This window comes from Aquamicrobium ahrensii, assembly GCF_040545755.1.
In the GTDB taxonomy this organism is placed as follows: Bacteria; Pseudomonadota; Alphaproteobacteria; order Rhizobiales; family Rhizobiaceae; genus Mesorhizobium; species Mesorhizobium ahrensii.
This window is the reverse complement of the sequence record NZ_JBEPMN010000005.1, coordinates 166,884-188,544: the sequence shown is the minus strand read 5'-3', so window position 1 is coordinate 188,544 and position 21,661 is coordinate 166,884. Positions and strand designations below refer to the sequence as shown.

Sequence of the window (21,661 nt, the reverse complement as noted above, 5' to 3'; positions counted from 1 at the left end):
TTCCGAAGCCGCTATGATCCCGCTCAAGGCGAGCTAAAGCGCCGATGCCTATGTCTCGGGAGGTTCTAATGATCAGGTCGAAATCCGGCTTGTTGTCCGGAATTGTTGTCGCCGGCGCGATGCTGGCCAGTGTCATGACGGCGGCTGCGGACCCTATCCGCATCGGGGTCGCCAATTTCGGTGAGCATTCCCAGCTCAACATCTCCATCGAAGGCTTCAAAAGCGCCCTCACCGAGGCCGGCTATGAAGAAGGCAAGGACGTTGTCTACACCGTCAGCCACACCAATTTCGACGCTTCGCTGGTGCCGCAGATGATCGCCAAGCTGCAGGCCGAACAGCCGAAGCTGATCTATACCGTCACTACGCCGGTTTCGCAGATCGCCCAGAAGGCGCTGGCCGGCTCGGGCATTCCGATCGTCTTCACCGCCGTCACTGACCCGGTCGCGGCCAATCTCACGCCCTCGTGGGACGAAGGCGGCGAAGGCATCACCGGCTCCTCCGACCTTCAGGACCTCGCGGCGGTGATGAAATTCACCAAGGAGCTGATGCCCGACGCCACCCGCCTCGGCATCCCCTACAATCCGGGCGAAGCCAATGACGTCGCGCTGGTGGAAAGCGCCCGCGAACTGGCCAAGGATGCCGGCTTCGAGATCGTTGCCGTCGGCGTCGACAACGTCAACGACATCCAGCAGCGCGTCGCCTCCTTCGCCGGCAAGGCCGACGTGATCTACGTTCCCACCTCCAACCTGCTTCAGCCGGCCGTCGCCGCCGTCGCCGCCGCCGCCCGTCAGGCCGGCATTCCGATCGTCAACTCCGATGACGGCGCGGTTCGCGACGGCGTGGTGCCGGCAAGCTTCGCCGTCAACTACACCAAGGTGGGTGAGAATGCCGGCAACATCGCCGTGCGCATCCTCAAGGGCGAGGACCCGAAGTCCATCGCGCCGTCCAAGCCTGCCTATGAAGACCACGTCATGGTGATCTCCAGGAAGGCGGCCAAGGAATTCGGCCTCGAAATCCCCGCCGCCCTCGACAATTGCGAGTGCTTTGTCGACTGACGGGCTCATATAGCCGGGAAAGGCGACGCCGCCAGAGCGCCGCCTTTCCTCAAGCTTTTCAAAAAAAGGCGCAGGGGTAGCGGATGCTGGAAGTCCGATCCGCGCGCAAAGTCTTCTATCGGGGCCAACCCGATGAGAAGGTCGCGCTCGACAATCTCGATCTGACGCTCGCCACCGGCGAGTTCGGAGTCGTCATCGGCTCGAACGGCGCTGGCAAGAGCTCCATGCTGAACGCCATTTCGGGTTCGCTGGTGCTCGATTCCGGCAAGGTTCTCGTCAACGGCGACGACGTCACCTCCATGCCGGTGCACAAGCGTGCGGCCCGGCTGGCGCGCGTTTTCCAGGACCCGATGCGCGGCACCGCCGCTTCCATGACCGTCGCCGAGAACATGCTGCTGGCCGAGCTGCGCGCAAAACGCCGTACGCTGCGTCCCGGCCTCAACGCCACCCGGCTTGCCGAATACCGCGAGCGCCTTTCCCTGCTTGGCCTCGGCCTCGAAAGCCGGCTCGACACCAAGGTCGAGCTGCTTTCCGGCGGCCAGCGCCAGTCGCTGTCGCTGATCATGGCCGTGAGCGACAGGCCCGACGTGCTGCTGCTCGACGAGCATACGGCCGCGCTCGATCCGCGTACCGCCGACATCGTCATGCAGGCGACGATCCGCACCGTCTCTTCCCTCAGGCTGACCACGCTGATGGTCACCCACAACATGCAGCACGCCGTCGATTTCGGCGATCGGGTCATCATGCTGGACGCCGGCAAGGTGAAGCTGGAGATCGCGGGCGAGGAAAAGAAGAACGTGACGGTTGTCGATCTGATCGGCCATTTCTCCGTCAAGACCGACCGCATGCTGCTGGCGAGCTGACATCATGGGCTTCATCGAAACCACCCTGTCGAGCTTCGTCTCGCTCGTTCCCGTCACGCTGGCGCAGAGCCTGATCCTGAGCTTCGTCGTGCTCGGCATCATGATCCCGTTCCGCATGCTGAGCTTTCCCGACCTCACCAGCGAGGGCGCGTTTCCTCTCGGCGGCAGCGTATGCGGGGTGATGCTGGCGGCGGGCGTATCTCCCGTTCCGGCCATTCTGGCGGCTCTGGCTGCGGGTTTCGTGGCCGGCTGCTGCACGGCCTTCATCCATCTGCGTTTCCGCATCCACACGCTTTTGGCCGGCATTCTGGTCATGACCATGCTCTACAGCGTGAACCTGCGCATCATGGGCCGCTCGAACCTGTCCGTATTCGGCAATACAACCGTCTATGACTGGGTGCCCGGCCTTCAGGCCGGCTTCCCCGCCTCCAAGATCGTGGTGGCCGGGTTCGTGGTTCTGGCCGTCTTCGCCCTGCTCTATTTCTACTTCAAGACCGAGAAGGGCACCGCCATGCGCGCGGTCGGCTCCAATCCGGACATGGCCGAAGCGCAAGGAATCAACGTCTGGGCCGCCACCATCGGCGGCATCGGGCTGGCCGGCGCGTTCTCCGCCACCGGCGGCGCGCTGATGGTGCAGAGCCAGGGCTTCGCCGACGTGAACATGGGCATCGGCGTGCTGATCAACGGCCTCGCCGCGCTGATGATCGGCGAGGCGATCACCGGCAAGCAGACGGTGCGACGCCAGTTGCTGGCGCCCTTCGTCGGGGCCGTCGTCTACTACCAGCTCGTGTCGCTGTGCCTTGCCGCCGGCATGCCGCCGCCCGATCTCAAGCTGGCGACGGGTCTGTTCGTCCTGACCATGCTGGCGCTGCCAAGCCTCAAGCGTGGCCGCGGCCCTGCCGCCGCCAAGGAAACGTTCCGCGAATAGGCGTCTGCTCCAGCTAACGCTTCGGCGAGGCCTGCGCTTCGCCGGCAGCCTGCAACCACGGCATCGGGCAAGGCCGCGCTCCCACGGCATGGCCCGCAAGGAGGTTCCATGCCCGCTCATCCCGATCTCGCTTCCCCCGATCCCGCTTCGATAGAAGCTCTGGACGCGGCCGATCCGCTGCGCGCGTTTCGTGATCGTTTCGTGCTGCCCGAAGGCGTGATCTATCTGGACGGCAATTCGCTGGGCGCCGCCTCGTCCGCTGCGCTTGCCGAACTCGAAGCGGCGGCCCGGCAGGAGTGGAGCCGGGATCTCATCCGCTCCTGGAACAGCGCCGGCTGGTTCGACATGCCGGTGCAGCTCGGCGACAGCATCGGCCGCCTGGTCGGCGCGGCCGATGGCCAGACCGTGGTTGGCGACACCACCTCGATCAACATCTACAAGGCCCTGCATGCGGCGCTGGCGCTGCGGCCGGGCCGCAACGTCATCGTCGCCGAAAGCGGCTCCTTCCCGACCGACCTCTATATGGCCGAAGGCGTCGTCTCGACCCGTCCGGGCGCGTCGCTGAAACTGGAGGGCGTCGATGCGCCGGCCATCGAGGACCTGATCGACCAGACCGTGGCGGTGGTGCTGCTCAACCATGTCAACTACAAGACCGGCGAGTTGCGCGACATGGCGGCGCTGACGAAGCGCATCCACGCTGCCGGTGCGCTCGCGATCTGGGACCTGTGCCACAGCGCCGGCGCATTGCCGGTGGAACTGGACGTCGCCAACGCCGACTTCGCCGTCGGCTGCACGTACAAATATCTCAACGGCGGGCCGGGCGCGCCAGCCTTCATCTATGCCGCGCGCCGCCATCACGAAAACATCGTCCAGCCGCTGTCCGGCTGGTGGGGTCACGCCCGCCCCTTCGCCATGGAACATGCCTATGCGGGAGCCCCGGGCATCCGCCGCTTCCAGTGCGGCACCCAGCCGATCCTGTCGATGCGGGCGCTGAAGGGCGCGCTCGACATCTGGAACGCAGTCGACATGCAGATCTTGCGGCAAAAAAGCCTGGCGCTCACCGATCTGTTCATCACGCTGGTGGAGGCTCGCTGCGGTCAGTATGGCGTGACGCTGGAAACGCCGCGTGAGCGCGAGCGACGCGGCAGTCAGGTGTCCTTCGCCCATGCCAACGCCTATGAGGTGATGCAGGCATTGATCGAACGCGGCGTGATCGGCGATTTCCGCGCCCCCGCCACGCTGCGCTTCGGCTTCACCCCGCTCTACACCAGCTACCGCGATGTGTGGGACGCGGTCGCCGTTCTGGAGGACATTCTGGCGAGCGGCGTGTGGAAGGAACCGCGCTTCGCCGTGCGTTCCGCGGTGACGTGAAGCGGCCCGATCATACGCCCAGATAGCGGTCCTGCAATTCAGGCGACAGCGCTTCCGGCGCGCCTGCAAAGACGGTGACGCCCTTTTCCAGCACGAAGCAGCGGTCGGCCACAGGCAGCAGCTCCGACAGCGTCTTGTCGACCACGAGGATCGACTGGCCGGTGGCCTTCAGCTTGCGGATCGCGGCCCAGATGTCCTGCCTTATCACCGGGGCCAGCCCTTCGGTCGCCTCATCGAGGATCAGCAGGCGCGGATTGGTCATCAGCGCCCGGCCGATGGCCAGCATCTGCTGCTCGCCCCCCGAAAGCGTGTTGGCATACTGGCTGCGGCGCTCGCCAAGGCGCGGAAACAGCTCCGTCACCCGCTCCAGCGTCCATTCATCGCCACGCGCCGCGACCAGCAGGTTTTCCTCCACGGTGAGGTTCGGAAAGCAGCGCCGTCCTTCCGGCACAAGGCCGAGCCCGAGCCGCGCGATGCGATGCGGGCGCATTCCGGCCAGTTCCTTGCCGGCGAAACGGATATTGCCGGCGCGCGGCCGCACGAGGCCGACTATGGAATTGATGGTGGTGGTCTTGCCCATGCCGTTGCGGCCCATCAGAGCCACTACCTCGCCATCCTCGATGGCCAGGCTGACGCCGAACAGCGCCTGTGACGCTCCATAGAAGCTTTCGACGCCGTCGAGGACGAGCAGGCTCATGGCGCGTCTCCGAGATAGGCGCGCCGCACGTCCGGATCGGAGCGGATTTCGGCCACCGTGCCGGTGGCGATGATGCGGCCATAGACCAGCACCGAAATCCGGTCGGCCAGCGCGAAGACGGCGTCCATGTCGTGCTCCACCAGCAGGATCGGCGCTTCATGGCGCAGGCCGTCGAGAAAGCCGGTGAGCCGCTTCGAGCCTTCCGGCCCGAGGCCCGCCATCGGCTCGTCGAACAGAAACGCCTTCGGCCCGAGCGCCAGCGCGATGGCGATTTCAAGCTGGCGGCGTTCGCCATGCGATAACTCCGCCGCCGGCGTCTCAGCCCTCTTTTCGAGCCCGACGCGCGCCAGCATCGCCATGGCGGGTCCGGTCAGGCTGCGGTCGGTCGCCACCGGCCGGAAGAAACGGAAGCTGGAGCCCTGCCGCGCCTGCACGGCCAGCATGACGTTGCGAAGCCCCGAAAACTCCGGCGCGAGCGATGAAATCTGGAAGCTGCGCCCCAGCCCCTTGCGCACCCGCGCAGCCATGTCGAGCCCGGCCATGTCCTCGCCGAGCAAACGGATCGTTCCCCTGTCGGGCCGGATCGAGCCGCAGATCTGATGGATGAGCGTGCTCTTGCCAGCCCCGTTCGGGCCGATCAGGGCATGGATTTCGCCTGCCCGCAGATCGAGGTTCACCCCGTCGGTCGCCTTCAGCGCACCGAAGCTCTTGGCGAGGCCCTCAAGTTGCAGCACCGGTTCAGCCATGGCGCGCCTTTCCGGCCAGCAGCCCCAGAAGACCACCGCGCGCGAACAGAACCACTCCAAGGAGAATCAGCCCAAGGAAAAACTGCCAGCGCTCGGTGACGCCGCCCAGCGCATATTCGAACAGCACATAGACCATGGCCCCCGCCACCGGTCCGAACAGCCGCCCCTTGCCGCCGAGGATGATGAGCACGATCAGTTCCCCCGACATGTGCCAGGACAGCATGGATGGGCTGACGAAGCGGTTGAGATCGGCGAACAGCGCCCCGGCCAGTCCCGTCACCATGGCCGACACCGCGAAGGCGACCAGCCTTATGCCGAAAGGCGTTATGCCGACGGCGGCGAGCCGCGTCGGGTTCTGCCGCGAAGCTTCCAGCGCCGCCCCGAAGCGCGAGCCCTTGATGAGTTGGAACAGCACCAGCCCGGCCACAAGAACGCCGAGGCAGAGCAGGAAGTAAGGCAGCGGCTGCGCCGTATTCAGGCCCGGAAAACTGTTGCGCACATAGATCGACAGCCCGTCCTCACCGCCATAGCTCGGCCAGGAGACGGCGAAATAATAGATCATCTGCGCGAAGGCCAGCGTGATCATGATGAAGTAGACGCCCGAGGTGCGCAGACTGATTGCCCCGATCGGCAGCGCCGCCAGCCCGCACAGCGCCATGGCGCCCAGCCAGATCACCGGCATCGCGGTCGTCGCCGTAAAGCCGAAGGGCAGCGGCTCCGCGTTGAAGGCGTGGGTGGCGAAGATACCCGCCACATAGCCGCCAAGGCCAAAGAAGGCGGCGTGCCCGAACGACACCAGCCCGCCGAGACCGAGTGCGATGTTGAGCCCCACGGCCGCCAGCGCCAATATGGCGATGCGGGTGGCGAGCGTGACGTAGAACGGCTCGCCCGCCGCCGTCGCCAAAAGCGGAATGGCGACCAGCAGCGCGACCAGCAGCGCGCTGATCAGCGTTTCGCGGGACAGCGCCATCACGCCTGCCCCGCGAACAGGCCGCGCGGCCGCAACGCCAGTATCAGCGCCATGACGATGTAGATCAGCATCGAGGCAAGTGCTGCCCCCACCAGATTGGCCTGCGAGGCGGGCATGGTCAGCGCCAGCAGCTTGGGCAGCAGGAAGCGGCCCATCGTATCGACAACCCCGACCAGTATGGCGCCGACCAGCGCGCCCTTGATCGAACCGATGCCGCCAATGACGATGACCACGAAGGCGAGGATCAGCGCCGGCTCGCCCATACCGACCTGCACTGATTGCAGCGCGCCGACCATAGCGCCGGCAAGGCCGGCGAGGGCAGCACCCAGCGCAAACACCACCGTGTAGAGCGTGCGTATATCGACGCCGAGTGCGGCGATCATCTCGCGGTCGCTTTCGCCGGCGCGGATACGCATGCCAAGCCTTGTGCGCGAGATCAGCAGGTAGAGCCCCACCGCCACGACGATGCCGACGCCGATGATCGCCAGCCGGTAGAGCTGGTATTGCCCGCCGCCCGGCAGCGGCACCGCGCCTTGCAGGATCGGCGGAATGTCGAGATAGAGCGGAAACGAGCCGAACAGCCAGCGCGTGCCTTCTGACAGGATGAGGATGAGCGCGAAGGTCGCCAGCACCTGGTCGAGATGATCGCGCTCATAGAGCCGACGGATGATGGCGATTTCCATCAGCGCTCCGGCGGCGGCGGCGGCGGCAAGGCTCGCCGCCAGCCCCAGCCAGAACGAGCCGGTCGCGGCCGCCACGGCGGCGCAGGCGAAGGCCCCGATCATGTAGAGCGAGCCATGGGCGAGGTTGATAAGCCCCATCACGCCGAAAATCAGCGTCAGACCGGCCGCGATCAGGAACAGCATGACGCCGAGCTGGAGCCCGTTCAGCAATTGCTCGATCAGCAGGGCAGCGGACAACAGGCGGATTCCGGGTGCGGTTTCAGGGGCGGGACAGAGCGGTCGCAGGAGCATCGGGGCGACATGACAGTCGCCCCTGCTGCCTTCGCAGTGCTACATCTTGCACTGCTCGACATAGGCGTCGCCATGCTTCTCGAAGGCGGTGCCGATGATCTTGTTGGTCAGCACGTCGCCTTCCTTCACCACCTCGCGCACATAGATGTTCTGGATCGGGTGCTGGTTGGCGTTGAAGGTGAATTCACCGCGCACAGACTTGAAATCGGCTTCCCTTAGGGCGGCCCGGAAGGCGTCCTTGTCCTTGACGCTGGCCTTGGCGAGCGCCGACAGGATGAGGTTCGCCGTATCCCAGCTCTGCGCCGCGTAGATGGAAGGCAGGCGGCCATATTCGGCCTGGAAGGCCTCGACGAATTCCTTGTTGGCCTCGTTGTCGAGGTCCTTCGACCAGCTCGCCGAATTCTTCACGCCAAGCGCCGCGTCACCGATGGCCGGCAGCACGTCCTGGCTGAAGGAGAAGCTCGGCCCCAGCACCGGCAGGCCGACGCCCGATTGCGCATACTGCTTCATGAAGGCGATGCCCATGCCGCCGGGCAGGAAGAAGAACACCGAATCCGCCCCGGAGGCGCGAATCTGCGCGATTTCGGCGGCGTAGTCGGTCTGGCCGACCTGCGTGTAGAGTTCGCCGGCCAGTTCGCCCTTGTAGTAGCGCTTGAAGCCGGTCAGCGAATCCTTGCCGGCCGGATAGTTGGGAGCGAGGATGAAGGTGTTCTTGTAGTCCTGATTGGCGTATTGCCCCATCGCCTCGTGGAAGTTGTCGTTCTGGTAGGCGACGTTGAAATAGTTCTTATGGCAGTTCGCGCCGGCCAGCGCCGAGGGGCCGGCGTTGGGGGAAAGATAAATCACGTCCTGCGCCACGGTGTTCGGCACCACGGCCATGGCGAGGTTCGACCAGATGATGCCGGTCATCAGATCCACCTTGTCGCTCTGGATCATCTTCTCGGCGATCTGGACAGCCAGTTCCGGCTTCTGCGCGTCGTCCTCGATGACCAGCTCGACATCCGTTTCGCCGGCCTTCTTGATGGCCAGCGTGAAGGCGTCGCGCGTGTCGACGCCAAGTCCCGCGCCACCGCCCGAGAGCGTGGTGATGACGCCGATCTTGACCGGATCGGCCTGCGCCACGCCGGCAGCCGTCATCGAAAGGGCGAGCAGGCTCGCCGTCAGAATTGTGCGCATCTTGTCTTCCTCCCAGAAGTTCCCCGTCACTTGACGTTCTTTACAATCGTGTCCGAACTTTCCAGAGTTCCGGAAACAGTTCAACCTCCAGCATGCGTTTTAGATAGGAAACGCCGCCGGTTCCTCCCGTCCCGCGCTTGAGGCCGATGATGCGCTCCACCGTGGTGACGTGATTGAAACGCCAGCGGCGGAAATAGTCCTCGAAATCGACCAGCTTCTCGGCGAGTTCATAGAGCTCCCAATAGCGGTTCGGTTCCTGATAGACCGCGCGCCAGGCGTCGAGCACGGCTTCGCTTTCAGCCCGCGTTTCGCGCCAGTCGGTGCGCTCGCGGTCCGCGCCGATGTCGAAGCCGCTCCGGCCCAACAGAAGGATCGCCTCGTCATACAGGGATGGGCGGGACAGGATCTCTTCCAGCCGCGCCACCACGTCGGGGCGATGGTTGTGAGGCCCCAGCATGGCGGGGTTGCGATTGCCGGCGAGGAATTCGATCGCCCTGTATTGCCATGACTGGAAGCCGGACGACTGGCCGAGCGAATTGCGAAACTCGGTATATTCGCTGGGCGTCATGGTGCGCAGCACATCCCAGGCGCTGTTGAGCTGTTCGAAGATGCGCGCCACGCGCGTCAGCATCTTGAAGCAGGGCCGCACCTCGCCCCGCTGCACGCAGGCGATGGCCGAGCGCAGTTCATGCAGGGCCAGCTTCATCCACAGTTCGGACGTCTGATGCTGGATGATGAACAGCATCTCGTCATGGGCGTCGGAAAGCGGCGCCTGCGCATCCAGTACCTTGTCGAGTTGCAGATAGTCGCCATAGGACATGCGCCCCCGGAAGGACATCTGCGCGCCCTCGGCGGAAGGATCATAGGGCCTGTCGCTCATCGTCGTTCCGTCCTCAGTCTGAAGCGCTGGATCTTTCCGGTCTGCGTCTTGGGCAGCGCATCGAGAAAGCGGATCGAACGCGGGTATTTGTAAGGTGCGATAGTCGCCTTCACATGATCCTGCAAGCGCCTGACCATCTCCGCGTCGCCGGCCGTTCCGCGCGCCAGCACGACATAGGCCTCGACAATCTGGCCGCGGTCGAGATCGGGAGCGCCGATCACCGCGCATTCGGCGACGTCGTCATGCGCCAGCAGGGCGGCCTCGACCTCCGGCCCGGCAATGTTGTAACCGGCCGAAACGATCATGTCGTCGGAGCGGGCGGCGAAGTGGAAATAGCCCTCCTCGTCCTGAACGAAAGTGTCTCCGGTCAGATTCCAGCCGTCGCGCACATAATTGCGCTGGCGCGCGTCGGCCATGTAGCGGCAGCCGGTGGGACCGCGGATCGCCAGACGGCCCGCCGTGCCGCGCGGCGCCTCGTTCATGTCCTCGTCGACGATGCGCGCCTCATAGCCGCGCACCGCAGTGCCGGTCGAGGCCGGGCGCATGTCGCCAAAGCGGTTGGTGATGAAGATATGCAGCATTTCGGTAGCACCGATGCCGTCGAGGATCGGCTTGCCGGTCTTCGCCACCCATTCCTCGAACACGGGCCCCGGCAGCGTCTCGCCGGCCGAAACCGCAACGCGCAGCGACGACAGGTCCGCGCCCTCGTCCATGGCCTTCATCATCGCCCGGTAGGCGGTCGGCGCGGTGAAGGAAATGGTCGCTTTATAAGTTTCGATGATCTCGATCATGTTGGGCGGCGAGGCGTTTTCCAGAAGCGTGGCCGTCGCTCCGAAGCGCAGCGGGAACACCGCCAGCCCGCCTAGCCCGAAGGTGAAGGCCAGCGGCGGCGAACCAACGAAAACGTCGTCCGGCGTCACGCCCAGCACCTCTTTCGCATAGCCGTCGGCGATGATCAGCAGATCTCGGTGAAAATGCATGGTCGCCTTGGGCTCGCCCGTGGTGCCCGAGGTGAAGCCCAGCAGGGCGACATCGTCGCGGCCGGTCCTGACCGCCTCGAAGCGAACGGACTTGCCGAGCGCGATGCGGTCCAGTTCCGCATCGTGATTGGCGGTGCCGTCGAAGCCGATCACTTTCCTGAGGAACCGGCTTTCCTTGGCGCAGGCCACCATCTCGTCCATCAGCCGCGTATCGCACAGCGCCAGCGAAATCTCGGCCTTGTCGACGATGCTGGCAAGCTCGCCCGCACGCAGCATCGGCATGGTGTTCACCACCGCCGCTCCCGCCTTCGTCGCCGCCAGCCAGCACGCCACCATGGCCGGGTTGTTGGCGGAGCGGATCAACACCCGGTTGCCCGGCTGGACGCCGTAATCCTCCACCAGCGCATGGGCAAGCCGGTTGGTCCAGTCGGACAATTCCTTGTAGGTGCGTCGCCGCCCGTTGCCGATCAGCGCCGTATGATCGCCAAAGCCCTGCTCGACCAGGCGGTCGGTGAGTTCGTAGCCGGCGTTGATGTGTTCGGGATACCGGAAACCATCGAGCAGGAAGTCCGGCCACTGTTCCTGCGGCGGGAGATTGTCCCTGGTGAAAGTGTCGATATGCGCCGTAGGCCCTAGCATGCGCGTGATGTCCTCCCTGCCACGATCACCGGGCCCCGCTGTTCGCGAAGCCGCCTGAACGCTGCGGGCCGGCTCCTCATCCGTCCCGGAGCCCACGCGCACCCCGAGCGGGGCGTGCCGGCGTCATCGGCTGATAAAAAAATGACACCGCCCGAATATTATTTCAAGCCTAAAGTTTTATCGCTGCGGGTTCATTTCCGGAATTGACTTTGCGCCGCTGACTGCCTTGTCTTGGCGCGCACGAAAGAAGCGGGAGAACAGCCTTTGTTAAGCTATGCGGTCAGGGACTGGAGCGACGCCTACACCAACACAATCCATATTGCAGGCGGCGAGCGCTGGCCGCAGCAATGGGTCGAGCCCGCGCGCGCATATCGTGAATCGCTGCAACGGCAGGGCCGGGCGCGGCTTGATCTTGCCTATGGCCCTGCACCGCGCAACCGGCTCGACCTGTTCTTGCCGCAAGGGAAGCCGCGCGGCCTCATGGTGTTCGTGCATGGCGGGTTCTGGATGGCGCTGGACAACAGCTACTGGTCGCATCTGGCGGCTGGCGCTGTCGACAATGGCTTTGCGGTGGCGATGCCAAGCTACACGCTATGCCCGGAAATCCGGTTGACCGGTATTGTCGGCGAAATAGCCGCCGCCATCGCCTTCGCCGCTGGCGAGATCGACGGGCCGGTTTTCCTCAGCGGACACTCCGCCGGCGGACATCTGGTGACGCGCATGATGTGCGCCCATTCCCCCCTGCCGGCGCAGGTCCGGAAAAGGGTCCGGCGGGTATTGTCGCTGTCCGGCCTGCACGATCTGCGCCCTCTGCTGCGTATTCCCTATAACGAGACCATGCAGATCGACGAAGCCGAAGCTTTCAGCCAGAGCCCGGCTCTGCTGGAGCCGGCGGAAGGGCTTGACCTCATTTGCTGGGTCGGGGCGGCGGAGCGGGCGGAGTTCGTCCGGCAGAACGCTTTGCTGGCCAACATCTGGATCGGGCTGGGCGCCAGCACCTGCGAGGTCATGGAACCCGATCTGCATCATTACAACGTCATCGACGGTCTTGCTGACAAGAACCACGCAATGACCCGGGCCCTGCTTTTCAGCTGATCACGCCGGTTTCGCGCCACCGTTCTACGGCGTCGTACGGGTTTAAAATAACAATTGCATTTTTTTGCAATCATTTTTATTTAATAATCAAGATAGGACCGGGACACGTATCCGGCAGCAACCGGCGAGCGAGGGGAAACACCGCATGAGCCCGAAACCGGACGTCACCGCCTTCTTCGACCCGCGCACATGGTCGGTGCAATATGTCGTGGCCGATCCGGCGACCGGCAAATGCGCCATCATCGACCCGGTCTACGACTACGACGAGAAGTCGGGCCAGACGGCATCCGCCAATGCGGACCGCATCCTCGACTTCATCCGGCAAAAAGGGCTCTCCGTTGAGTGGATTCTCGACACCCATCCCCATGCGGACCATTTCTCCGCTGCAACCTATCTGCGGGAGAAGACAGGCGCGCCGACCGCCATCGGCGCAAAAATCGTCGAAGTGCAGAAGCTCTGGAAAGGCTTCTACAACTGGCCAGATTTTCCCGCTGACGGCTCGCAGTGGGACCGGCTGTTTGCCGAAGGCGACACCTTCATGGTGGGCGGCATCCCGGCACGGGTGATGTTTTCGCCCGGCCATACGCTCGCCTCCATCACCTATGTGATCGGCGATGCGGCCTTCGTGCATGACACGCTGTTCATGCCGGACAGCGGCACGGCGCGCGCCGACTTCCCCGGCGGCAGCGCCGCGGCGCTGTGGAAGTCGATCCAGGCGATTCTCGCCCTGCCCGACGACACCCGCATCTTCACCGGCCATGACTATCAGCCCGGCGGACGCGAGCCGCTCTGGGAATCGACGGTGGCCGAGCAGAAGGCGAAGAACAGCCACATGTCGCAATATCTGAGCGAGGCCGAGTATGTCGCCGCCCGCGAGGCGCGGGACGCCACCTTGCCGATGCCGAAGCTTATCCTGCATGCCCTGCAGGTGAACACCAATGGCGGGCGGTTGCCGGAGCCGGAAGCGAACGGCACGCGCTATCTGAAAATCCCGCTCGACCTGCTGAACGGCGCGCCATGGGGATGAAACCGATCGCGACCGCCGGAACGCTTTCCTGCGAGGCGGCCAACCTCAGGGCTCGTGTGGACGAGGCGTCGTCCTTTCTGAAGAAGCTTTCCAATCCGGACCGGCTGCTTGTGTGCTGCGCGCTGGTCGACGGCGAGCGCTCGGTTCGTGAGCTGGAGAACCTGCTGGGCATCCGTCAGCCAGGCCTGTCGCAGCAACTGGCTGAACTGCGCGAGGCGGAGCTGATCGTAAGCCGCAAGGAGGGCAAGCAGGTGTTTTACCGGCTGGTCGATCAACGCATCGGGATCTTCATCCACACCATGCATGAGCTTTTCTGCAAATGAGCACATTGTTCGTCCCGGACGACGCCCCGGAGCGCATCGTCCGTCCGGCCTGTTGCTTGCCGGCCGGCCCGACCAACGAAAGAGGCCTGTAAACGATGACCGAGTTCACGCCCTTCATGTCGCTTGCCGGCGGCGCGCTGATTGGCCTCGCCGCGGTGCTGCTCATGGCGTTGCATGGCCGCATCGCCGGCATTTCCGGCATTGTCGGCGGCATCGTCCCGCCACTGGCCGCCGACTGGGGCTGGCGCGCCGCCTTCCTTGCCGGCGCGATTGCCGCCCCCGCCCTCATCATCGCATTGACCGGCCATAAGATCGCGTTCAGCAGCCCCGCCGCAACGCCCTGGCTGATCGTCGGCGGCCTGATCGTCGGCGTCGGCGTCACCATCGGCGCCGGCTGCACCTCCGGGCATGGCGTGTGCGGCATTGCGCGTCTCTCGGTGCGCTCCCTCGCCGCCACGCTCACCTTCATGCTGACGACAGGCGTCACCGTCTATGTCGTGCGCCATATTGCGGGAGGTTTATGATGGGCCGCATTTCAAGCGCGTTGCTGATCGGCCTGGTCTTCGGCGCGGGCATCGCCCTGTCCGGCATGATCAATCCAGCCAAGGTGCTGAACTTCTTCGATGTCGCCGGAAACTGGGACCCGTCCCTGGCCTTCGTCATGGGTGGGGCGCTCATCGTCACGGCGATCGGTTACCGGCTGGTGCTGAAGAGGCCGGTGCCGCTGTTCGATACGCGCTTCCATCTGCCGGCCCGCAGGGACATCGACCTGCCGCTGCTGGCCGGCGCGGGCCTGTTCGGCGTCGGCTGGGGCATTGCCGGTTTCTGCCCCGGAGGCTCGATCCCGGCGCTGGGGCTGGGAGAACCCGCCGCCCTCATTTTCGTGGCCTCGATGATCTGCGGCATCGCCGTCACGCGGCTGATCCGCCGCTGAAGCGGCAACAAAAAAGCGCGGGTCGAGGTCCGCGCTTTTTGCTTGAGATGGAACGAGGCTTATTCCTCGTCGTCTTCGTCCGGCTCCGCGCCCTTCAGCGCCGAAAGCTTGGCGAACACCGCATCCGCGTCCAGCTCCGCATCCTCGTCGCGCGGCGCTTCGGCCTGCGGGTCCAGACGCTCGGTGAGCGAGGCCGGCAGCAGCGTGTCGCCGGCAGGCTGGATGTGCTCGCGGTTGCGCGAGGCGCGCTGCACCTCGATGTCGAGATCGATCTGCGAGGTCAGGCCAAGCGTCACCGGGTCCATCGGCGCCAGATTGGCCGAGTTCCAGTGTGTCCGGTTGCGGATCTGCTCGATGGTCGCCTTGGTGGTGCCCACCAGGCGCGAAATCTGCGCATCCTTCAGCTCAGGATGATTGCGCACCAGCCACAGGATCGCGTTCGGGCGGTCCTGACGTTTCGAAAGCGGGGTGTAGCGCGGCCCCTTGCGCTTGGTTTCGGGCACCCGCACCTTCGGCTCGGAAAGCTTCAGGCGGTGGTTGATGTCCTGCTCGCCACGCGAAATCTCCTCGCGGCTGAGCTGACCGGTGATCACGGGGTCCATGCCCTTGATGCCTTGCGCCGACTCGCCATCCGCGATCGCCTTCACCTCCAGCGGATGCAGACCGCAGAACTGGGCGATCTGATCGAAGGACAGCCCGGTGTTGTCGACCAGCCAGACGGCTGTCGCCTTCGGCATGAGAAGCGTGTTTGCCATAGAATAAAATCCTCTCGTTCGCCCGCGTCCCGTTACGCGGGCGGTGGTTTTACAAGCCACCGAAAAAGGGAAAATCCGTTTTCCTATAACCGCGTTCAGGGCCAAGGGCAAGAAAATCCGGCAGCGAAACCGCCGTCATGCAAGCGTCGCAGAAGCGTCATCGCGCTGAAATACAGGTGGCACAAAGGGAAGCTGCATTCTTCTCATGAGGGAAAGAGGTCCCATGCGCACCCGCTCGTCACTTATCGCGGCTATGGCCGCGCTTGCCGCTTCCGTTTCGCTGCCGGCTCACGCCGATCAGGTCTTCAACCGTATCGCCACCTTCCCGGTCGCGTCCAACCTGCCGGAAGGCGTCGATGCGGCAACGCCGACGTCTTCCGAAATCATCACCGCCACCGAAGACGGCGACACGCTCGTCTACTCCGACAGCCCGCTGGGCGCCGTCGGCTTCATCGATATCGCCGACCCGAAAGCGCCCAGGGCCGGCGGCGTCGTCAAGATCGACGGCGAACCGACTTCGGTTGTGGTGATCGGCGCAAAAGTTCTGGCCGGCGTCAACACCTCGAAGAGCAGGCAGGAGCCGTCCGGCAATCTCACCGTCATCGACATCGCCTCGAAGACGGTCGAATCCTCCTGCGACCTCGGCGGCCAGCCGGATTCGGTCGCCGCCAGCAAGGACGGCCGTTTTCTCGCCATCGCCATCGAGAATGAGCGCGACGAGGAGCTGAACGACGGCGAAATCCCACAGATGCCATCGGGCAATCTCAAGATCGTGTCGATGAAGGCCGGATTGCCGGATTGCGACGCCATTCGCACCGTCGATCTGACCGGCCTCTCCGAGATCGCGCCGGAAGACGCGGAACCGGAATTCGTCGACTTCAACGATGCCGGCGAGATCGTCGTGACCTTGCAGGAGAACAATCACATCGCCATCGTCAACGCCGAAACCGGCGAGATCGTCTCGCATTTTTCCGCCGGGTCGGTGACGCTCGAAAACGTCGACACGAAGAAGGACGGCAAGCTCTCCTTCACCGGCAAGGTTGAGAACGCGCTGCGCGAACCCGACGCCGTAAAATGGCTCGACAACGACCGCCTCGTCACCGCCAATGAGGGCGACTACAAGGGCGGCGCGCGCGGCTTCACCATCTTCTCGAAGAAGGGCGAGGTGCTTTATGAATCCGGCTCCGCATTCGAGCATGTCGCAGCCCGCCTCGGCCACTATCCCGAGCACCGCAACAAGAAGGGCATCGAGCCCGAGGGCATGGAAGTCGGCACCTATGGCGAGCAGAAGCTGATCTTCGTCGGCGCCGAGCGCGCCTCGCTGGTTGGTGTCTATGAGGACACCGGCGCGGAACCGGAATTCATTCAGGCCCTGCCCTCCGGCATTGGCCCAGAGGGCCTTCTGGCCCTTCCTGCCCGCAACCTCTTCGTCACCGCCAACGAGACCGATCTGGTCGAGGACGGCGGCGCCCGCTCGCATGTCATGATCTTCGAGCGCACTGAAGGCCAGCCGGCCTATCCGATGATACAGTCCGACAACGACGCCAACGGCCTGCCGATCGGCTGGGGCGCGCTGTCCGGCCTCGCCGCCGATCCGAAGACGCCCGGCAAGCTCTATGCGGTCTCGGATTCGGTCTATGGCGGCGCGCCGGCGATCTTCACCATCGACGCCACGCAGACGCCGGCGCGCATCACCGCCAGGACCGTGATCACCCGTAGCGGCAATCCCGCCCAGAAGCTCGACCTTGAAGGCATCGCCTCCGACGGCGAAGGCGGCTTCTGGCTGGCCAATGAAGGCGACCTCTCCAAGCTGGTTCCGCACGCCATCTTCCGCGTCGACGCGGAAGGCGAGATCAGGCAGGAAATCGCCCTGCCGGCCGAGCTGGTCGCCCACCAGACCCGCTTCGGCCTCGAAGGCGTCACCACCGCGGGCGAAGGCGACGACCTGACGCTGATCGCCGCCGTGCAGCGCGAATGGGGCGACGATGCGAAGGGCCAGGTCAAGCTGCTCGCCTACAAGCCGAAGACCAGGGAATGGTCGGCGGTGCGCTATCCGCTGGAAAAGGCCGAAACCGGCTGGATGGGCCTGTCGGAAATCACCGCCCATGGCGGCAAGCTCTACATCGTCGAGCGCGACAACCTGATCGGCGACGCGGCGAAGGTGAAGCGCGTCTACGCCGTCTCGCTCGACGGCTTCAAGCCGGCCGAACTGGGCGGCGAGCTGCCGCTGGTGGAAAAGACGCTGGTGCGCGACCTGCTGGCGGACCTGAAGTCCGCCAGCAACGGCTATGTGGTCGACAAGGTCGAGGGCTTCACCATCGACACGACCGGCGAGGCCTTCGTCGTCACCGACAATGACGGTGTGGAGGACTCCTCCGGCGAAACCCTGTTCATCCGCCTCGGCAACATCGCCGCAGTGAACTGACGGGAAGGCGGGCCGTCAGCACGGCGGCCCGCCCACCTTCACGCCCGACCACCCGTTTGCAACCACCGCCCCACACAGACCGGTCCACTCGCAGCCTGTACAGGCAGTGCGCGTCAGCCCGGCCGCGAAGCCCGAGCGCAGCCTTGCAAGCAGGAGCGCATCGGGCGCTATCCGTTCGCCCACCCCGATGCGGCGGCCAAGCAGATCGCCGACATCGCGGGCGGCCTGCCAGTCCCGCTCCAGCACGCTTTCATTGAAGCAATGCGGCTCGGCCTCGCCCAGTAGCGGGGCGCAGACATCGTCCGGCCCTTCCACGATCACGATCTCCTCGCCCCGGCTCAGGCGTTCGGCGATGCGGTCATAACCGGCGGTGAATGCGGGCGTGTAGCCCTTTCCGACATAGGTGAGCATGCACAGCAGGTGATGCGCCCGCAGCCTGATGGTCACGAGGCCTTCGGCTCCGTCTTTCCGCTTGGGAACAGCTTGAGCGTTGCGGCAGCCAGCGCCGATTTCAGCACGCCGCCGACAATGAAAGGCGTGACGCCAAGCGCAATCGCCTTGCCCAAGCCGACGATGCCAGCCAGCCACAACGCGCCGATGGCGAGGCAAAGCCCGTTGCCGATCAGCATGGCCGCAAAGGCGAGGAAAACGCGCTCCCCATTCCAACCGCGCGCGACAAGCCAGCCAACGAGAGCGGCGACGACCGGAAACGCGAACAAATAGCCGGCTGTCGGGCCGACGAAAGGCGCGAGGCCGCCCGAGCCGCCGGCCAGAACCGGCATGCCGACAACCGCTTGCGCCAGCCACGCCACCACTGTGAACGCACCCAGCCGCCAGCCATAAAGCGCTCCCACAAGCGTGACCGCAAAGGTCTGCATGGTGATCGGCACCGGGATCATCGGCACCTCGATCCTCGACGACAACGCCAGAAGCAGCGTGCCGATGACGACGGCCGCCACCTGCCACAGCACAGAACGCTCCTGCAGGCGAAGCGGATTCAAGGCCGGAGTTTCGACGCGGATTTCGGATTGCGACACAGGCTCTCTCCAAATTATAGATAATTTTTGATTCTGATCTATTATCGAATCCATATTTTTCGGCTGGAGGCAAGCGCCTTGGCCAAAATCAACGGACGCAGGCGCGCTCCGCGACGCCAGCGTCGTCACAGGATTTATAAAATCTCTTTTGGTAGCAATGTGTTATCGCAGACCACCGCGCAAACGGCGGATCAGGAAAGCATGGACAGTCGCCGCTGACTGACGAAGGCGGATTGCCGGATCGCTTTCCGCAGGCCGGAAACCTCAGCCGACGATGGCGAAAACCTCGCGGGTCGCGCCCGATTTCATGCGCACCGGCCGCTGGCCGATCCACTGCACATGGCGGGCGAGGATGGAAGCAGCGTTTTCAACCTGCCCCTCACGCAGGGCCGCAAGGATGGCCCGGTGGTCGTGGTCGGTACGGGTTTCCCATTCGGAACGCCATGCGGCGAACAGGAATCGGGCGCTGGCCGCATGCAGGTCGTCTATGGTGGTCAGCAGGCGCGGCATGGCGCACGGCGTCAGAATCAGACGATGAAATGTCCGGTTCGCCTCTTCCCAGGAGCGGACATCGCGCGAGCGGTCGCCGGCACGGGTCGCCTCCTCGGCCTGGTCGAGGATCGCGGTGGTCAGATGCGGGGCGGCATGGCGTAGCGCCAGAACCTCCAGCGCCGCACGCATCTCGGCGACTTCCTTCACCTCACCAAGGTCGAAGGCGGCGACACGCACGCCCCGGCGCGCCTCGCTGACCGCGAGCCCCTGCGCCTCCAGCCGCCGGAACGCCTCACGCACCGGCACATGGCTCGCGCCGAACTCCTCCGCGATGTGATCCTGGCGCAGGCGCGCGCCCGGCTCGATCGCGCCCGAGATGATGCGCTCGGCCAGGGATTTCGCGATTCGCACCGCGATGGTGTCATCCTTGCTCGATTCCATGACCGCTAGATAAGGGCGACATACCGCCTGTGTCGATGGGGCGACGGCGACCTTTGTTGTGTGCAGCGCAACATGATGCGCAGGCGGCAGGCGCAAAAACAAAACCCGCCGGACCAGGTCCGGCGGGTTTGGAGCAGGAGGCGCTGTTTCCAGCGCCAGACCTCAGCTCTGCTTGAGTGCTCCCGGATCAGAGAGCGGCGCGCGCAACCGAAGGAATGTCGGCGCGGTTGATGCCGAGATCCTTGAGTTCGCGGGTGTTCAGGCGGTTCAGCGCACGAACGGTTTCGTTGTAGCGGCGCCAGTTCTTGTAGGACTGAATGATGTTCATGTTTGCCTCCTAAGGGTGATGAATTCGATGCCCTGTAGATAGGCGCTCCTGCCCAATTATTGAACAGACGCTTTTGCATAGCGGCAATGCGTTTGTGCATTGCAACATAAATGAAGGGTTAAGCGAACCTTTCGATCAGGCCACGTCGAGGACGACCTTCCCGATAGACTCGCCGCTCTCCAGCCGTTCGTGCGCACGCCATGCCTCCTTCAGCGGATAGATCATGTCCATGACCGGCGCCACGCGGCGACTGGCGAGCAGCGGCCACACTTCCGCCTCCAGGGCGGCGGCCACCTTGCCCTTGAATTCGTCGCTGCGCGGCCTCAGCGTCGAACCGGTATGCACCAGCCGCTTGGCCATCAGCCTCGCAAAGTTCGCGCTCGCCACCGCGCCGCCCTGAACAGCGATCTGGACGATGCGCCCCTCTTCGGCGGCGGCGATGTAGTTGCGGTCGACATAGTCGCCGCCCACCATGTCGAGAATGACGTTCGCGCCCTTGCCTTCCGTCACCTCCTTCACCACGGCGACGAAATCCTCCTCGCGATAGTTCACCGCGCGTTCTGCGCCGAGCTTCAGGCAGATCCCGCACTTGTCGGCAGTTCCTGCCGTGGCGATCACCCGCGCCCCCCGCGCTGTGGCGAGCTGGATCGCCGTGGTTCCGATGCCGGAGGAGCCGCCATGCACCAGCAGCGTCTCGCCCGCCTGCAATCCGCCGCGCTCGAACACGTTGTGCCAGACCGTGAAATAGGTTTCCGGCACAGCAGCCGCCTCGCTGAAGGTGAAGCCGGCAGGAATGGGCAGGACATGGCTTGCATGCACCTTCACATATTCGGCATAGCCGCCGCCGGGCGTGAGCGCGCACACATGGTCGCCGATGCGCCAGCGCCCGACGTTTTCGCCGATTGCGGCGACCTCGCCGGCCACCTCCAGCCCCGGAAGATCGGATGCGCCGGGCGGCGGCGGGTAGGAGCCGTTGCGCTGGGCGACGTCGGGACGATTGACGCCGGCCGCCCGCACCCGGATCAGGATTTCGTCCGGCCCCGCCTGGGGCGTCGACCGCCGCTCCGGCTTCAGCACCGCTGGTCCGCCCGGCTGCGAAATGGCGATCGCCGTCATCGTCTGCAACAGTCCCTCGGCCGCTATCATGCTCGTCTCCTGCCCATGGTTGCCGCGGCCCTGTTTGCGCGCCGCGCCTGCCCTATCTATGTTTGGCTTTCTATTCCGAATGGCGGCGCAGGCAAACCGCCAGTTCCGGATAGGACAGGATTTTCGGGGAATGGCCATGGCGATTTTCGACGACGAACCGGCAAGCAAAAGCGGCCCGCATGAAATCGGACAGGATCTGAGCAAGCTCTCCCGGGATGAGTTGCAAGCGCGCATCGACATGCTGCGCGGTGAAATCGCGCGCATCGAAACCGAGTTGCAATCGAAGGGCGCGACGCGCTCGGCGGCGGAGGCGCTGTTCCGGCGCAGCTAGAGCAATTCCCGCGAAAATGCGCACCGGTTTTGCCTCCTGACCTGCGCC

24 protein-coding genes are annotated in these 21,661 nt (G+C 64.7%); 11 read left to right on the top strand and 13 right to left on the bottom strand.

What is annotated here, in order from left to right; translation table 11 throughout:
• Window positions 1-68: 68 nt before the first annotated feature.
• The 4 genes from ABID44_RS09405 (at window position 69) to kynU (ending at window position 4,217) form a co-directional block, all read left to right on the top strand.
• Complete coding sequence (locus tag ABID44_RS09405) at window positions 69-1,055, top strand: ABC transporter substrate-binding protein (RefSeq protein WP_354151445.1); 987 nt, start codon at window positions 69-71, stop codon at window positions 1,053-1,055.
• Between the two features lie 83 nt (window positions 1,056-1,138).
• Window positions 1,139-1,918 carry an ABC transporter ATP-binding protein gene (locus tag ABID44_RS09400; RefSeq protein WP_354151444.1) on the top strand — a complete coding sequence of 260 codons (780 nt, stop codon included), beginning with the start codon at window positions 1,139-1,141 and terminating at the stop codon, window positions 1,916-1,918.
• Between the two features lie 4 nt (window positions 1,919-1,922).
• A complete protein-coding gene (locus ABID44_RS09395) occupies window positions 1,923-2,846 on the top strand; it encodes an ABC transporter permease (RefSeq protein ID WP_354151443.1) in 924 nt (307 codons plus the stop codon).
• A 108-nt stretch (window positions 2,847-2,954) separates the two neighbouring features.
• Window positions 2,955-4,217 (top strand): kynureninase, encoded by a 1,263-nt coding sequence (gene kynU, locus ABID44_RS09390; RefSeq protein ID WP_354151442.1) that lies wholly within the window; start codon window positions 2,955-2,957, stop codon window positions 4,215-4,217.
• A 10-nt stretch (window positions 4,218-4,227) separates the two neighbouring features.
• Here kynU and ABID44_RS09385 read toward each other — a convergent pair whose 3' ends face one another.
• The 7 genes from ABID44_RS09385 to ABID44_RS09355 all read right to left on the bottom strand — a co-directional run bounded on the left by ABID44_RS09385 (window position 4,228) and on the right by ABID44_RS09355 (window position 11,279).
• The gene (locus ABID44_RS09385; RefSeq protein WP_354151441.1) at window positions 4,228-4,914 is read right to left on the bottom strand and encodes an ABC transporter ATP-binding protein; all 687 of its coding nucleotides are present in this window, start codon (window positions 4,912-4,914) and stop codon (window positions 4,228-4,230) included.
• A complete protein-coding gene (locus ABID44_RS09380; protein WP_354151440.1) occupies window positions 4,911-5,660 on the bottom strand; it encodes an ABC transporter ATP-binding protein in 750 nt (249 codons plus the stop codon). Before ABID44_RS09380 ends, ABID44_RS09385 begins: the two co-directional genes overlap by 4 nt.
• Entirely contained in the window at window positions 5,653-6,624 is a 972-nt protein-coding gene (locus tag ABID44_RS09375; RefSeq protein ID WP_354151501.1) for a branched-chain amino acid ABC transporter permease, read from the bottom strand. The genes ABID44_RS09380 and ABID44_RS09375 overlap by 8 nt, the downstream gene beginning before the upstream one ends.
• Before the next feature lie 5 nt (window positions 6,625-6,629).
• Window positions 6,630-7,550 carry a branched-chain amino acid ABC transporter permease gene (locus tag ABID44_RS09370; RefSeq protein WP_354151439.1) on the bottom strand — a complete coding sequence of 307 codons (921 nt, stop codon included), beginning with the start codon at window positions 7,548-7,550 and terminating at the stop codon, window positions 6,630-6,632.
• Between the two features lie 93 nt (window positions 7,551-7,643).
• Window positions 7,644-8,780 carry an ABC transporter substrate-binding protein gene (locus ABID44_RS09365; protein ID WP_354151438.1) on the bottom strand — a complete coding sequence of 379 codons (1,137 nt, stop codon included), beginning with the start codon at window positions 8,778-8,780 and terminating at the stop codon, window positions 7,644-7,646.
• Window positions 8,781-8,820: 40 nt separating this feature from the next.
• Window positions 8,821-9,660: a tryptophan 2,3-dioxygenase gene (gene kynA / locus ABID44_RS09360; protein WP_354151437.1), complete on the bottom strand. Its 840-nt coding sequence runs from the start codon at window positions 9,658-9,660 to the stop codon at window positions 8,821-8,823.
• The gene (locus ABID44_RS09355) at window positions 9,657-11,279 is read right to left on the bottom strand and encodes an AMP-binding protein (RefSeq protein WP_354151436.1); all 1,623 of its coding nucleotides are present in this window, start codon (window positions 11,277-11,279) and stop codon (window positions 9,657-9,659) included. Before ABID44_RS09355 ends, kynA begins: the two co-directional genes overlap by 4 nt.
• A 264-nt stretch (window positions 11,280-11,543) precedes the next feature.
• Between ABID44_RS09355 and ABID44_RS09350 the strand changes: the two genes are divergently transcribed.
• From ABID44_RS09350 to ABID44_RS09330, 5 genes are all read left to right on the top strand, one after another.
• Window positions 11,544-12,374, top strand: a complete 831-nt coding sequence (locus tag ABID44_RS09350; protein WP_354151435.1) for a hormone-sensitive lipase — start codon at window positions 11,544-11,546, stop codon at window positions 12,372-12,374.
• Window positions 12,375-12,519: 145 nt separating this feature from the next.
• Complete coding sequence (locus ABID44_RS09345; RefSeq protein ID WP_354151434.1) at window positions 12,520-13,401, top strand: MBL fold metallo-hydrolase; 882 nt, start codon at window positions 12,520-12,522, stop codon at window positions 13,399-13,401.
• Window positions 13,398-13,724: an ArsR/SmtB family transcription factor gene (locus ABID44_RS09340; protein WP_354151433.1), complete on the top strand. Its 327-nt coding sequence runs from the start codon at window positions 13,398-13,400 to the stop codon at window positions 13,722-13,724. Before ABID44_RS09345 ends, ABID44_RS09340 begins: the two co-directional genes overlap by 4 nt.
• A 95-nt stretch (window positions 13,725-13,819) precedes the next feature.
• On the top strand, window positions 13,820-14,248 hold the full coding sequence (locus tag ABID44_RS09335; protein ID WP_354151432.1) for a YeeE/YedE family protein: 429 nt from the start codon (window positions 13,820-13,822) through the stop codon (window positions 14,246-14,248).
• On the top strand, window positions 14,248-14,658 hold the full coding sequence (locus ABID44_RS09330) for a DUF6691 family protein (RefSeq protein ID WP_354151431.1): 411 nt from the start codon (window positions 14,248-14,250) through the stop codon (window positions 14,656-14,658). Before ABID44_RS09335 ends, ABID44_RS09330 begins: the two co-directional genes overlap by 1 nt.
• Before the next feature lie 59 nt (window positions 14,659-14,717).
• Here the strand turns inward: ABID44_RS09330 and ABID44_RS09325 are convergent, their stop codons facing one another.
• Window positions 14,718-15,413 carry a DUF1013 domain-containing protein gene (locus ABID44_RS09325; protein WP_354151430.1) on the bottom strand — a complete coding sequence of 232 codons (696 nt, stop codon included), beginning with the start codon at window positions 15,411-15,413 and terminating at the stop codon, window positions 14,718-14,720.
• 223 nt (window positions 15,414-15,636) lie between these two features.
• On the opposite strand from ABID44_RS09325, the gene ABID44_RS09320 reads away from it, so the two are divergent.
• Window positions 15,637-17,838: an esterase-like activity of phytase family protein gene (locus tag ABID44_RS09320; protein ID WP_354151429.1), complete on the top strand. Its 2,202-nt coding sequence runs from the start codon at window positions 15,637-15,639 to the stop codon at window positions 17,836-17,838.
• Window positions 17,839-17,853: 15 nt separating this feature from the next.
• On the opposite strand, the gene ABID44_RS09315 is transcribed toward ABID44_RS09320, so the two are convergent.
• The 5 genes from ABID44_RS09315 to ABID44_RS09295 all read right to left on the bottom strand — a co-directional run bounded on the left by ABID44_RS09315 (window position 17,854) and on the right by ABID44_RS09295 (window position 21,252).
• Complete coding sequence (locus ABID44_RS09315) at window positions 17,854-18,285, bottom strand: DUF1284 domain-containing protein (RefSeq protein ID WP_354151428.1); 432 nt, start codon at window positions 18,283-18,285, stop codon at window positions 17,854-17,856.
• Window positions 18,282-18,875, bottom strand: a complete 594-nt coding sequence (locus tag ABID44_RS09310; RefSeq protein WP_354151427.1) for a biotin transporter BioY — start codon at window positions 18,873-18,875, stop codon at window positions 18,282-18,284. Before ABID44_RS09310 ends, ABID44_RS09315 begins: the two co-directional genes overlap by 4 nt.
• 264 nt (window positions 18,876-19,139) lie before the next feature.
• A complete protein-coding gene (locus ABID44_RS09305; RefSeq protein WP_354151426.1) occupies window positions 19,140-19,808 on the bottom strand; it encodes a GntR family transcriptional regulator in 669 nt (222 codons plus the stop codon).
• 187 nt (window positions 19,809-19,995) lie between these two features.
• A complete protein-coding gene (locus ABID44_RS09300) occupies window positions 19,996-20,136 on the bottom strand; it encodes a DUF1127 domain-containing protein (RefSeq protein ID WP_354151425.1) in 141 nt (46 codons plus the stop codon).
• Window positions 20,137-20,271: 135 nt separating this feature from the next.
• A complete protein-coding gene (locus ABID44_RS09295) occupies window positions 20,272-21,252 on the bottom strand; it encodes an NAD(P)H-quinone oxidoreductase (protein WP_378226603.1) in 981 nt (326 codons plus the stop codon).
• A 166-nt stretch (window positions 21,253-21,418) separates the two neighbouring features.
• On the opposite strand from ABID44_RS09295, the gene ABID44_RS09290 reads away from it, so the two are divergent.
• The gene (locus ABID44_RS09290) at window positions 21,419-21,613 is read left to right on the top strand and encodes a DUF1192 domain-containing protein (RefSeq protein WP_354151423.1); all 195 of its coding nucleotides are present in this window, start codon (window positions 21,419-21,421) and stop codon (window positions 21,611-21,613) included.
• The last annotated feature ends 48 nt before the right edge of the window (window positions 21,614-21,661 follow it).